Here is a 13017-nt window from a genome sequence, read left to right as displayed (position 1 = left end):
CGCGCGTAAGGGAACTACCTGGCATGAGCCTTGCCGAATATGCGGACCGGAACCGACTCCACCGAGTCGGGGCCCGGCCGTCACTGCCCAGATATCTAGCTGATGCCTGGGGGCGCCGTGACTTCGCCATCGCCATGGCCAAGTACAAAATCGAGGCATCCAACCAGCGCAACCGGTTGGGCATGCTGTGGATTTTCATCAAGCCGACGCTGAACGCGCTGCTGTACGGGGCCATTTTCGGCATCCTGCAGGGCGCGAGCAGGCCGGAAAACTTTCCGATGTACGTGGTTATCGGCGTTTTCCTGTTCGAGTTTTTTTCCACCTCGATGAATAACGGCGCCAAGTCCATCACCGGCAACGGCGCGCTGGTCCAGTCGCTGGCATTCCCTCGCATCACGCTGCCCGTCTCCACAGTGATCCAGCAACTGATGACCTTGGTCCCGATGCTGGGCGTCATGGTTGTCTACATTCTGCTGCTGGGCGCGCCCATCACCCTGGAATGGCTGTTGATGATCCCGCTGGTAGCGATTTTCACCATGTTCAACCTGGGCGTCGCGCTGATCGGCGCGCGTCTGACCGTGCATGTTCGGGACCTGACTCAACTGCTGCCGTTGTTCACGCGGATCCTGTTTTACACCTCCGGTGTCCTCTTCTCGATTGAGACGATACTGGCATCCCACCCGTGGGCGATTGCGCTGTTTGACTACCATCCGCTGCACGAGGTCCTATCCATTGCCCGTGGAGCGCTGATGCCCGGGCTTGATTACGACCCGATGTACTGGCTGTACTTTTCGGTCTGGTCCGTAGCGGTATTCGTTGCGGGCGTACTGTTCTTCTGGTCCGCTGAGGAGCGTTATGGCCGAGTCGACTAAAACGGGAGTGGATTTGGCCAATCAGGACGCGTCAGCCAACGGGCGGAAGCCGGTAGTGGTGGTTGATGATCTGCACGTCAAGTACCGGGTCTATGCGGGGGGCAAGCCCGTCAAAGGCACGGGCCGGTCGCTGCTCAAGCGCAGCGGCGGTGGAATCCGCGAGGTGCACGCCCTCAAGGGTGTCTCATTCACTGCCTACGAAAACGAGTCCATCGGCGTAATCGGCTCCAACGGTTCCGGCAAGTCCACGCTGATGCGGACTTTGGTAGGTCTGACGCCGCCCAGCGATGGCGCGGTCTATGCCTCTTCCCGTCCGAACCTGCTGGGCGTCGGCGCAGCGTTGATCCCGGACCTTTCGGGTGAAAAGAACATCCAGCTCGGCGGTCTTGCGCTCGGCTTTTCGAAGCAGGAAATCAACGGCTTGCGGGATGACATCGTCCAGTTCGCCGAGCTGGAAGAGTTTATCGACCTGCCCATGCGCACCTATTCCTCCGGCATGCAGGCCAGGCTAAAGTTCGCCATCGCCGCCTCCAAGCAGCACGAGATCCTGATCGTGGACGAAGCGCTGGCTGTAGGGGACCAGCGATTCCGGAAGCGTAGCGAGGCGCGCATCCGCGAGATCCGTGAGAACGCCGGTACTGTTTTCCTGGTGTCCCACTCCATGAAGTCCATCCTGGATACCTGCAGCCGCGTCATCTGGATCAACAAAGGTGTCCTGCAGATGGACGGAGATCCAAAGGAAGTTGTCGACGCTTACCAGGAAACCAAGAAGTAGTGCCGTTGACGCCTGAACTCGCATCGCTTGCTCCGCATCCCGGTGTCTCCTATGTGATGCCTGTCCTCAATGAGGCTGAGCACATTGAGGGAGCCATCCGCAGCATCCTGCATCAGGAGTACGCAGGCCCCAAGGAGGTCGTGCTGGCCCTGGGACCATCCACGGATGCGACCAATGAGGTCATCGAGCAGCTGCAACGCGAGGAACCGCGGCTGCGCACGGTGACGAGTCCCACTGGTCGGACTCCGGCCGGGCTGAACCTCGCGATCGAGGGTTCGCAGTACCCGGTCATCATCCGAGTGGACGCACATACGGAACTGGAGCCGCACTACACTGCCAGGGGAGTTGCCACCCTCCTGCGCACTGGTGCCGCCGATGTTGGCGGACTGATGGATGCGCAGGGGAAGACTGCCTTTCAACGGGCGGTAGCAACGGCCTACCATTCCCCGCTCGGCCTTGGCGGCGCGGCATATCATAGCGGAGCTCCGGAAGGTCCGGCAGAGTCTGCTTACCTAGGGATTTTTCGCCGCGAAGCCTTGGACGCCGTCGGGCTTTTCGAAGAGTCCCTTTGGCGCGGACAGGACTGGGATATGTGCCTGCGCCTCCGCCAGGCCGGATACACCGTCTGGTTCGATCCGGAACTGACAGTCACTTATTGGCCGCGTTCAAACTGGAACAAGCTGATCCGGCAGTTCTATGCCGCCGGCATCTGGCGTGCCGAACTCGCCCGCCGCCACAAAGAAGGTAAGTCTATACGGCATTTCCTGCCGCCGCTGCTTGTGCTGGGGCTCGCCCTGGGCCTCGTGGCCGAGGTACTCCTGCTGGCGAAAGTCCCGGACACGTGGCCGGTTTGGCTCGCCGTGCTGGTGCTGCTGGCCGGATTCGTCCCGGTCCTGTACGCGCTAGGCATTATTTATGCTGCGCTCACCATCAAAGCGCGGTTGACCATGACCGAGCGCCTCAGAATGCTTATCGTGCTGCCCAGCATTCATATCAGCTGGGGGCTGGGCTACGTCCGCGGCCGGATCATGGGCGCCCGCGGAGCCGTGGACACCAGCAGGAGGAAGTCATGACCCGCACCGAGCGTCCCGCCCGACCCACCCTGGAGCAGTTGCGCGCAGTCGCCCAGCCTCCGGAGGTGCGCAGCCGCAAGAACGCCGAGCACTGGACTGCGGAACTGTACCTGCGCCACATCTCGATCTATCTGACCAGCGCGCTGGTGCGCACGCCGATCTCGGCTAACGGCGTCACCGGCCTCATGATTCTGTCCGGCTGGGCCATCTCAGCTTCCCTCCTGATCCCAGGAATCTGGGGACCTTTGCTTGCGGTCTTCTTTTCCCAGCTCCAGCTCTATTTCGACTGCAGCGACGGCGAAGTCGCCCGCTGGCGCGGAACCCAGAGCCCCAAGGGAATTTTCCTGGACAAGATCGGCCACTACACCACGGAGGGCCTGATCCCGTTGGCCCTGGGCCTGCGGTGCCTCGGTGACCTCGACCTGCTGCAAACCGATCCGGGCATCGCGTACCTGCACCTTTTCCTCGGCGCCGTCCTGGCACTGGGGATCGTCCTGAACAAGGCACAGAACGAGATGGTCCATGCCTCCCGTGCCCTGGCCGGAATGGACAAGCTGCCGGACACCGTGGATGCGAAGGCCGTGCCTTCCGCCAGCTTCGTCGGGCGCCTGCGCCGGCTGGCACGGTTCCTGCCCTTCCACCGTGTGCTGCACTCGGTGGAGATGAGCCTGCTCATCCTGGCGGCCTCGATCGTGTCCCTCGTCGCCGCGCAGCCGGTGCTGGGGGAGCGCTGGCTGCTCTACATCCTCGTACCCGGAGTGATTTTTGTGAATCTAGGCCATTTCGTCGCCATCATGGCCTCGCCAAGGCTGCGGAAGTGAGCGCAATGGAAGGCACCCAAGAGAGAACGACGGCGGGAGATGAGTCCACAGCGTCGCCGACCTTCGGCGTCGTAATCCTGACGCAGGGAACTCGCCCGGATGACCTGCAGCGTGGGTTCGCCTCGCTGCAGGCACAGCAAGGCGTTTCGCTGGACGTTGTGGTGGTTGGCAACGGCTGGCGGCCGGAGGGATTACCTACGGGATTCAAGTCACTCCATTTGCAAGAGAACCTGGGCATTCCTGCCGGGCGCAATGCGGGGGTGCCGCACGTATCGGGCGAGTATCTGTTCTTCCTTGACGACGATGCCTGGCTGCCGGACGAGTACTTCCTGTGGAATGCAGCCCAGCTCTTTCGGAGCCAGCCGGACATTGGCATGATCCAGCCGCGCATCGAAGATCCTGCCAATCCCGATGCGCCCCAGCGGTGGATTCCGCGTCTGAATAAACGTGAAGATACCAAGTCCAGCAACGTATTCTCCGTTGTCGAGATGGCCATCGTCATGCGCCGGGAGGTTTTTGACCGAACCAACGGTTGGCCTGCGACATTCTGGTACGCCCATGAAGGCATCGAGTTCGCGTGGCGTGTCTGGGACACAGGTTTCCGGACGTGGTATGCCGGTGATCTCCGCGCCGGGCATCCGGTGATCGATCCCCGGCGCCATGAGGAGTTCTTCCGGCTTAACGCACGGAACCGAGTCTGGCTGGCACGCAGGAACCTCCACTGGCCCTTTAGCTGGATTTACGTCGCCTCATGGACCTTGGTGCAGGTCGCGCGCTCTCGCAGGCAACCGGAGCAGCTCAAACCTTGGTTCGCTGGTTGGCGATCCGGGTGGCAGCAAAATCCGTGGGGCCCGAACGAAGAGCGTCGGAAACTAAGATGGGCCACAATTTTCCGGATGGGTGTCGCGGGCCGCTGGCCCATAGTCTAGACGTCCCACTCGCAGGGCCCGACTTTCCGTGATCGTATTACGATTCCGTTTCAATTTGTGCCAAAGTCCTGCTTAGACTCATTCTGGCTTGGGGGAGGAGGAACTGCTGGGCACGTCGTGTAAGGCCACCCAGTATTGAGTAACCGAGTTAGGTGGATCATGGCGTTGGAAGGCTTGGGCGAGCAACGGAGTGCAGCAGACGGGCCTGCTGCACTCGACGAATCACCGATCCCTGTGTCGTCCGCGGGAAGGAAGCATCCATCCGATAATAAAAGCGCGGATGACATGAACCTTTCATCCCTGCCCAAGCCCCGATTCCGGCTTTTGGACGGCCTGCGGATCTTTGCAGCCCTCGCCGTTGTCCTGTATCACTTCACCGCCAGAGAGAATCCGTATTGGGGTCGCCCGGTCTTGGACGTATTCCCCGATTTTGCTCCGGTTGCTGCTTTTGGTGCTTTGGGAGTGCAGCTATTTTTCATCATTAGTGGGTTTGTCATCTTGATGTCTGCGTCCGGAAGGTCCATTGGAGACTACATCGCGTCGCGAGCTGGCCGGCTGCTGCCGGGATATTGGGCAGGAGTCCTGCTCACTGGCGGTTTGCTGCTTGTTGTCTGGCCCGAGGCCGCGGACCTCAGCATTACTCAAGTGCTAGCCAATCTCACGATGCTCCAGACTCCTCTGGGGGTTGATCATGTGGACGGAGTCTATTGGACGTTATGGGTGGAGTTGAAGTTTTATGCGCTCATCGGCCTATTCATGATGCTCGGGATCACCAAGCTGCGCGTCCTGGCCGTATCGATAATGTGGCCGATTGTGGCCGCAATAGCGGAGATGGCAGACAATAACCTCCTCTCCGAGATCCTCATGCCGGATTATGCGCCCCTGTTCGCTGGTGGGATGCTCCTGTTCGTGCTGCTTGAGGACCGTAGAAATTTCGTTTGTTGGTTTGGAATTCTGATTAACGTGGCACTGGCCGCGCAACAAACCCAAACGGGTCAATTCAAGCGCATGGAAGACATCACGGGCTTGTCCTTTCCCTCCGTGGCATGTTGGCTTGTCGTCGCCGGCTGCTTTGCCGTTGTCGCTGCGGCTACCTTAAGCCAGCTGAGTCGCCTCTCATGGACAGGACTTAGCTTCGCCGGTGCGCTGACCTATCCGCTGTACCTAATACATGAGTACGTTGGCTGGTGGGTCATTCACCTCATCCACGATGCACTGCCCTCTGAAATAACCTTATTGCTGGCCCTCGGTGTGTGCTGTGGTGTGGCATGGGCCATCTGGAGGTACATTGAGACGCCGTTCGGCCCCTTGATCCGTAGGCACGTCAGTAGCGGAATTTTGTCCCTCGCACCTGAACCGGCGATTCGTACATTGCCTGTGCGGTGAGAATAATCGTAACGAATAGTCCCATATACTCATCAGCGGAATTACCCAGTCATAGACAACATGAGGTGCAAGCGTGACCAAGACAGTACTGACCTACGGAACTTTTGATCTATTTCATATAGGTCACTTGAACGTCCTCAAGCGGTTGCGCGCCTTGGGTGACCGCTTGATCGTGGGGGTTTCGACTGACGAATTCAATGCGGTCAAAGGCAAGAGGCCTATTGTGCCGTTCGAGCAACGCATCGAAATTGTCCGCTCCATCAAATATGTGGACATGGCGATTCCTGAGGAGCGTTGGAGCCAAAAACGGGAGGACATCGAAAAATTCGGTGTCCAGATATTTGGTATCGGGGAAGATTGGAAAGGGAAGTTTGACGAGCTTGAAGACAAAGTCGAAGTTGTCTACTTGCCCCGAACGAGCGGTATTTCGACCACAGAAATGAAGCGAGTTCTCAGCGCCTTCGACGAACGGCATGTAGAGGAATTGAAGCGAACTCTGGACAGTCTTAGCCAGATCGTAAAAGAGCTGAGCTGAGTCCGATTTGTCAGGTCTGAGGATCCCTCGCATAACTGTGGCGGTTCACTTGATGAGCCAATACGACTGTTAACCTGAAGCTTAAGTTAGCAACGGGGCCTGGCTCCGGTGATCCGAGAGCATGCCTCAAGTAGGATGTTGATCGGCGGTCGCTCCGAGGGCGGTACCGGGTAGCAGTAGATAGTCCCTGCCAGCTCTGTGATGATTGTCCCGGCGATGGGCGAAGAGCCGGTGGCGGCCAGCATTTCTTGTCCCAGGCCTGGCATGGCGCCGTTCGGGAGGGCTGCGAGCTGAAGCAGGAGCTGAGGTTCGAGGCCGGGACCGCAATGTTGGCCTTTGCTTGGTCCGCGTCGAAATCGAACAACGGCAGCTTGCACAGCCCCATGTTTTTTCGTCGTCATGATCCGGATCTCACACCTACCTCTGACGTAACGCCGCGCCTCCAGATACATCCGTGCCAGCGCGGTGAGTTGGGCGCAGTACGTTGTCACTCGAACACCGGCAGGTTATCTCTGCAGTAGAATCCTTCTCGGTTCAACCAAAGGAGTAGCCAGCGTCGTGACGAGTCTGGACACTGCGAGGATGCAGAAGACGAAGGCTCCTGCGACATAGAGGGCTGTTTGAGCACTCGGTGCGAATATGTCGGTCGCGGCGGTTGAGCCTATGACCGTGATAACCGGCAAATGTAGCAGATACGCGTACATCGTCCTTTGACCGGCATTTGCAACCCAAGCGCCGATAGGCGAAGGAGCACCCGGCTTTCCTGGCAGTACGAGCATGAACGCCGCAGCCATCGCGGTTCCGACCGTAAGTACAAGCAGACGCCAAAGCATCCCCTCTACCGGATCGACGTTCAAGGCTTCATAACCCGCATTTCCGAAGAATGGCGTGCGCCAGAAGTCGCGGCGCATCAGCAGTGTGGCGCTTGCTCCGACAAGCAGCACGGCAGCGGCCGCGAGTTTGTACCGGAGGTCGTGACGCCATACGGCGATCTTGTCGATAAGCCACGGGCCGGCGAGAAACATCGGCAGGAAGACAAGAATGCGTGAAAGCGATAGGAATCCGCCGATGTTAGGGCTTAACCCGGCCAGCAATGCGACAAGGACGGCTAGCGGGACGGCGTATTTCAGCCCGTGGAACCAGGGCGCCAGCAAACGCCACCCAGCTAGGGCAACCAGGAACCAAAGGCCGAACGTCTGCGAAGTGAAGGACCAGCTGGGGGAGTCGTCTTCGAAGAGGAAGTTAAACAGGAATGCAATGAGCTGGAAAATGACGTAAGGCAGGAGCAATTGCCAGAAGATCTTCGCTAACGTGTTGCCGTCCGCGTTGGTCCGGCGTGCACCCCAGCCAGCAAGGAGCACGAGTACTGGGATATGGAACATGTAGACGAAATTGGAAATGACAACTGCCAGATCGCTCGTACCTCGAAGCAGACCTACAGCGTGTCCAACTACTACCAGCACGATGGCGCACCACCGGGCCTGGTCTATCCACGTCTGGCGGACGGAAAGTGCTGTTTGGGGTTTCGATAGATCCTGACTCAAGGGAGTTGCCGGTCCTTCGGAAATTGTGGGCAGAACTGTGCCAACGTTACTAGTTCAATCAGATCGACACGACGGAAACTACTGGCGTAGCGGGAGTACCATCTCTAATGCCGTCGATCCATGGCAGAATTCATGAAGTCAATCTAATGATTACTAGTTCGACTACGGAGTTTATGAATGGCTATTCGTGAGCGGTGGGCTGCTATACGGCGCGACGTCCGGGGGGCTGCGAAGGCGCAAGTGGCCAATGTCACCAGCGACAGCGGTGCGAGCGGCAGCGCCGATACCGCGAAAGTAAGCGTCATCGTTCCGGTCTACAACGCCATGCCTTATCTTACTGAACTCTTAAACTCGCTTGAGGTTCAGGACTTAGATGCTTCCCTGTTCGAACTTATCGCTGTCGATGATGGTTCAACAGACTTCAGCGGAGAAATTCTTGATGTCTACGCTGCGCGCAACTCGAACTTCAGGGTAATTCATCAGGAGAACAGCGGCTGGCCCGGGAAACCCCGCAACGTCGGGATAGCCGCGAGCAAGGCGCAGTACGTCTTTTTTTGCGATGCCGACGATCGTCTCGGGCCCCAAGCCCTGCGGCGGATGGTTGACTATGCGTGCGAAAACGACGTGGACGTCCTTGTCCCCAAGATGGTCGGTATCGGTGGTCGCCGTGTACAGGCTTCTCTGTTCGAGCGGACAGTCAAAGACGTAGACCTTCGGGAGATCCTGCGCTCCCTCTCCCCACAGAAAATGGTGCGACGGGAACTCCTAGTCAAGAACGGCATCACGTTCCATGAAGACAAGGTTCGGCTTGAAGATGGGATGGTTATGTCCCAGTGCTACCTGCTCTCGCAGCGGACGTCCATCCTCGCCGATTACGATTACTACTACATCCGGACCCGCGAGGACGGCGCCAATATCAGCAGCACGCCGACCATCCCCGAGGGCTACACGTGGTCTGTCGGGGAAATCGCCCGTATCCTAACGGAAGGCGACAAAGACGCGGGCCGGGCAAAACTGCTCGTCCTTGACCTGTATCGGCGGAAATGCCTGCGTGTCTACGAACCGCAACGTTTCCTGAAGTTCACGTCTGAGATCCAGCAGCGCTGGATGGCAGCACATGCGGACTTTGTTGATCGGTACATTCCTCAAGATCTTGAGGCCGAACTGGTGACGCCATTCAAGCAGAAAACGCAGTTTATCCGTAACAGGGATGTGGCCGGAATGCTGGAATACTGCAAGCTGGAGAGCTCGCTTCAGCCGACAGCTCGGGCAACGGGGATGGAATTCCGCGCCTCTGGTCTCGCTATGGAGGTTTCCCTCGAGCATGGCGACGTGGACACTGTTGATCTGCTGGTTCGCAGTCGAGACGCAGGGGCCGAACGTTCCTTCACGATGCGACGCGCGGGCAACGAAGCTTCCCTTTTCCATGCGGAGTTGCCCTATTCGCAGCTGGACGATCTTCCGAGTGCGATTGTGGACTTTTTCACGGAGGCGAGCAGCAGAGGAATGACGGGCAAGCTCCAGCGCGTCACCGTGGGCGAGCAACTGGATCTGCCCACGCAGAGAGACCACCGACGCCCGTACGCCACGATTCATGGCAGCTTGAGCCTGGACCTCCGCCGCTAGAGGCACCACGGGGCCGGCTAGTTTCGCAGCACCTTCTGCAGGGACTGGCCCAGATACGGTGCAAGCGTTTTGGCGTACGTTGCGGTGATGTGGGAGCCGTCGAAAAAGGTGACGACGGATCCGATTGCTGCGTGGCAAATGTTGTGCTCGCAGAAATACTCGTCCATGTTGACGATTTCTATGTTGGGCAGGGACAGCTCTTTCGCCGCGTCGGTCAGTGGGTCCATCCAGTACCAGTCTTCGGGCGTACCGGCGCAAGCCTCCGGATTCCCGGGATTCTCCGCTAGACAATCGGGGATCGAACCGCCTGGAAACAATGGATCCTTTATGACAACCACATTGGTGCCTGCTTCTGCCCAACTGGACAAATAGGACTTGTAACCGGCGGCTGCAGGGGCTTTCGTCGTTTCCCAAGACTCGCCCTCGACAGGTACGGATTGTCTCTCCGATGTAACAACGAGATCAAACTTGTCGCCCTTGGTTTGCTCCATGACCCAGTCGCCGTAGGCGAGGCAGTTATTGGTTTGTTCTCGCGTCTCCAACTGCAGAGGCGCGTCGGTGGGATTGCAGCGCGAAACCAAGAACGTTGAGATCGTCCAGTCATTGCGTTCTGCCAGTTTCTGCAGGGCGGGGAGCCAATGGCCCGCATGTGAATTCCCCACGAGAGCAACCTGCTTCTCACCACTGCCATAGGTACAGATAGGCCGTTCTGTGAACGGCGCGTTTGACCAGCAGCCGTCGGCATAGGCATCTGACCGGTCATCCTTCGCCAATTCGGGTTCTGGAACTAGCTCGGAGCTGGGATTCGGCTCGCATACCTCGAACCCTTTGGCGATAGCGGCGGCGCCGAGACAGGGGTCGTCGCTCGTCTCTACGGCCAACAACCGTTGCTGTGCCTGTTGCGTGCGATAGTTGACCTCCGCAAGCTGCGCCCCGCCCAAGACAGTTATCAAGACCATTCCTGCGGCCGCGAACCTGAATGTCGGTATGAGACCTTGTGCTGACTTAGTGAAACGGAATTTGTCTTCGACGAACGTCTTGCTTAGCGCTGCCAGCACCAACGTCCCTATCAGGATGACGGCCTTATCCAGCCACCCGAGTTCGCCCCCGCTCACGTAGGGCAACAAAACAATAAGAGGCCAATGCCAAAGGTAGACGGAGTACGAAATCCCGCCCAGCCATTGCACCGGTGCCAAACGGAAGATACCGCTGGGGGAGAAGCCGTGATCAGTGCCCGCCAAGATGACCAAAGCAGTTCCTAGGACGGGAAGAAGCGCTGCAGATCCGGGGAAGGGCGTGGCATCGGTGTAGGTAATGCCGGCCACCACAATTGCGAGTATCCCTACCCAGGCCAGTAGCGCGTTGGCCGACGGATTTAGACGAGTGGCGGCCAACGGGGCGACCGTACCAATCAGGCCGCCGACGGCGAGCTCCCACATCCTTGTAGGGGTAATGAAGTATGCAGCACCTGGGTCCGCCGTCGTTGCCAGTACCGAGATCACGAGTGAAACAACAACGACGCCGGCAATAGCGCATCGTGCCACAACAGCTGCCTTGAGCCGTCCTCTGGCTGCAGTCCAGAAAACGGCCATGATCATGAGCGGCCAGACCAAATAGAACTGTTCTTCTACTGCCAGTGACCAGAAGTGCTGGGTTGGCGTCGGATCGTTTCCTTCCGCCAGATAGTCCACTGAACTGCCAGCGAGAACCCAGTTCTGGACGTACAGGGCGGAGGCAATGATTTCCTTCGCGATGCCTTCCCATTGCGTGGGAGCGGCTACTAGCCGGGTTGCAACTGCGGTCGCAGCGAGGACTGTAAAAGAAGCAGGCAGTAGCCTTCTGATCCGGCGCCCATAGAATTGAGCCATTTCCACGCCACTTCGCGGCGGCTTGCGAATCAGGTGGGAAGTAATGAGGAAGCCGGAAATGACGAAGAAAACGTCCACGCCTACGTAGCCTCCTGTAAGCCGTTCCGGCCACAAGTGATACACGATAACCAACGAGACGGCGAGAGCTCTCAGCCCTTGAATATCCGGACGAAATCCGCTGTTCTTTGATGTTGCAGGTGGGTTTTCTTTGATAATTCTTCCTCCTGAAGGCCACGAAGTTCGGCGAACGGTACGGCGGTGGTGGACTATTTTACAAGCTTGGCTCCTGCATGGCTCTATCAACCGCCCACAGAAAACGTCGGGTGCTTGCACCAGCGTCCGTCTCTCCGAAGTGGTATCGGATCAAGTCGAGCTGCTTTTCGCTGATTGGACGGGACCGCAGGTCGTCTAGCACAGAGGGCGTCCGCTCCGCCTCAACTGCAGCCAACAGAGGTACGACGCTGGTGATCCCTTTGGGATCGACAACGGCAGCCGGTTCGGTTGGTTTGGTTATCAGCAGGGGTTTGCGATGAGGAAGCCAGTCCATTGCCATTGCCGAAACATCACAGATACAAATGTCAGCTTCTGCCATGGCACTGTTGAAATCCAGAGAGTGATCACGGTAATGCCCGGCATCCGGGGAGTTTTCCACGGCGGAGGCGATCAGCGAATCGATCTGTTTTACAGCGTCCCCATGCGCTCGAAGACGTACGCCTGTGCGCGGATGAGGTCGGAAAATCAGGCGGTAGCGGGAATCAGCAAGGAGTGATCGAACAAGGGGCAGGCCATGGGAAACTACGGAGCCGTAGGCCATGGCATCACGGTCACCCTCCCAAGTAGGCGCGTAAAGTACAGTCACACGGCCGCCGTGGTTATTTTGTGCTCCTTGTGCGGCAGCACCGTCGAGTTGAGGACGTCCAATTTCAACCAATTTTTGGGGATCCAGTCGGGGGACATTGGCGAGGATGCGTTGTCTGGATGCTTCGCCAGCAATGAACGCGAAGTCGTATGCCTTGAGTTGGTTGGAGGCCATCGAGACCTTGTCGCTTTCCCCGTGGCTTAGATGAATGTGCACAGGATTCGTCAGCCGCAGGACCGTAAAGTTGGCCTGGTTGTTGTTGACGTAGAACACGACACGTGTTCCGTTGGCGCTAACGAACCGTTCAACTTCATCAATGCCGCTCGTCAGGTAGACCGGCAATGGACAATCCCCCAAAATGGCGGCGGCAGTCGTCGCCTTGTGAACCAGGACAGCCACGGGATGCCGTTCGGACAGTTTAAGCATCGGACCGAACCACTGCCGAATCTGGTATGCGCTCGAGGGATCGTCTGCAAAGTACAGAGCGGCTTCATACCGTGCAGGTGCCGTAGAGTTTCGAGCATCCAGCTCTTTACGTACCCTCTTATCCAACAAGAAGTTGCCGACGTGATCGGCAATGAGGTTCAAGCCCCTGCGGGCCTTCGCGTTGAATGACACAGAGTCTCCTGTTAGAGGATCGGGAAGCACCCAGCGTACCGAAGCAGCCAGGGGGAGTATCTGTAGAGTTCAGAATCCGTTCAGCTTTCTGTTGGTAAACTGTAACGAATC

11 protein-coding genes are annotated in these 13017 nt (G+C 58.2%); 8 read left to right on the top strand and 3 right to left on the bottom strand.

The window, feature by feature from the left end; translation table 11 throughout:
- The first annotated feature begins 23 nt into the window (after window positions 1-23).
- The 7 genes from J5251_RS16110 (at window position 24) to J5251_RS16080 (ending at window position 6391) form a co-directional block, all read left to right on the top strand.
- Complete coding sequence (locus tag J5251_RS16110) at window positions 24-872, top strand: ABC transporter permease (protein ID WP_139005395.1); 849 nt, start codon at window positions 24-26, stop codon at window positions 870-872.
- Window positions 856-1647 (top strand): ABC transporter ATP-binding protein, encoded by a 792-nt coding sequence (locus J5251_RS16105; RefSeq protein ID WP_139005396.1) that lies wholly within the window; start codon window positions 856-858, stop codon window positions 1645-1647. Before J5251_RS16110 ends, J5251_RS16105 begins: the two co-directional genes overlap by 17 nt.
- A 5-nt stretch (window positions 1648-1652) precedes the next feature.
- Window positions 1653-2720 carry a glycosyltransferase family 2 protein gene (locus J5251_RS16100; protein WP_432264428.1) on the top strand — a complete coding sequence of 356 codons (1068 nt, stop codon included), beginning with the start codon at window positions 1653-1655 and terminating at the stop codon, window positions 2718-2720.
- Complete coding sequence (locus J5251_RS16095) at window positions 2717-3541, top strand: CDP-alcohol phosphatidyltransferase family protein (protein ID WP_208574593.1); 825 nt, start codon at window positions 2717-2719, stop codon at window positions 3539-3541. The genes J5251_RS16100 and J5251_RS16095 overlap by 4 nt, the downstream gene beginning before the upstream one ends.
- Window positions 3542-3546: 5 nt before the next feature.
- A complete protein-coding gene (locus J5251_RS16090; protein ID WP_208576201.1) occupies window positions 3547-4470 on the top strand; it encodes a glycosyltransferase family 2 protein in 924 nt (307 codons plus the stop codon).
- 159 nt (window positions 4471-4629) lie between these two features.
- On the top strand, window positions 4630-5856 hold the full coding sequence (locus J5251_RS16085) for an acyltransferase family protein (RefSeq protein WP_208574592.1): 1227 nt from the start codon (window positions 4630-4632) through the stop codon (window positions 5854-5856).
- A 73-nt stretch (window positions 5857-5929) separates the two neighbouring features.
- Window positions 5930-6391 (top strand): adenylyltransferase/cytidyltransferase family protein, encoded by a 462-nt coding sequence (locus J5251_RS16080; protein ID WP_208574591.1) that lies wholly within the window; start codon window positions 5930-5932, stop codon window positions 6389-6391.
- Window positions 6392-6897: 506 nt separating this feature from the next.
- Here the strand turns inward: J5251_RS16080 and J5251_RS16075 are convergent.
- Window positions 6898-7935, bottom strand: coding sequence for an acyltransferase family protein (locus J5251_RS16075; protein ID WP_208574590.1), 1038 nt, complete (start codon window positions 7933-7935; stop codon window positions 6898-6900).
- A 177-nt stretch (window positions 7936-8112) separates the two neighbouring features.
- Between J5251_RS16075 and J5251_RS16070 the strand changes: the two genes are divergently transcribed.
- Window positions 8113-9561, top strand: a complete 1449-nt coding sequence (locus tag J5251_RS16070) for a glycosyltransferase family 2 protein (protein ID WP_208574589.1) — start codon at window positions 8113-8115, stop codon at window positions 9559-9561.
- A 17-nt stretch (window positions 9562-9578) separates the two neighbouring features.
- On the opposite strand, the gene J5251_RS16065 is transcribed toward J5251_RS16070, so the two are convergent.
- Window positions 9579-11762, bottom strand: coding sequence for an acyltransferase family protein (locus J5251_RS16065; RefSeq protein WP_279633598.1), 2184 nt, complete (start codon window positions 11760-11762; stop codon window positions 9579-9581).
- Entirely contained in the window at window positions 11701-12906 is a 1206-nt protein-coding gene (locus J5251_RS16060; RefSeq protein WP_208574587.1) for a CDP-glycerol glycerophosphotransferase family protein, read from the bottom strand. The genes J5251_RS16065 and J5251_RS16060 overlap by 62 nt, the downstream gene beginning before the upstream one ends.
- Window positions 12907-13017: the final 111 nt, after the last annotated feature.

Source organism: Arthrobacter crystallopoietes (assembly GCF_017603825.1).
Taxonomy (GTDB): Bacteria; Actinomycetota; Actinomycetes; order Actinomycetales; family Micrococcaceae; genus Crystallibacter; species Crystallibacter crystallopoietes_B.
This window is presented reverse-complemented; position numbering and strand designations above follow the sequence as displayed.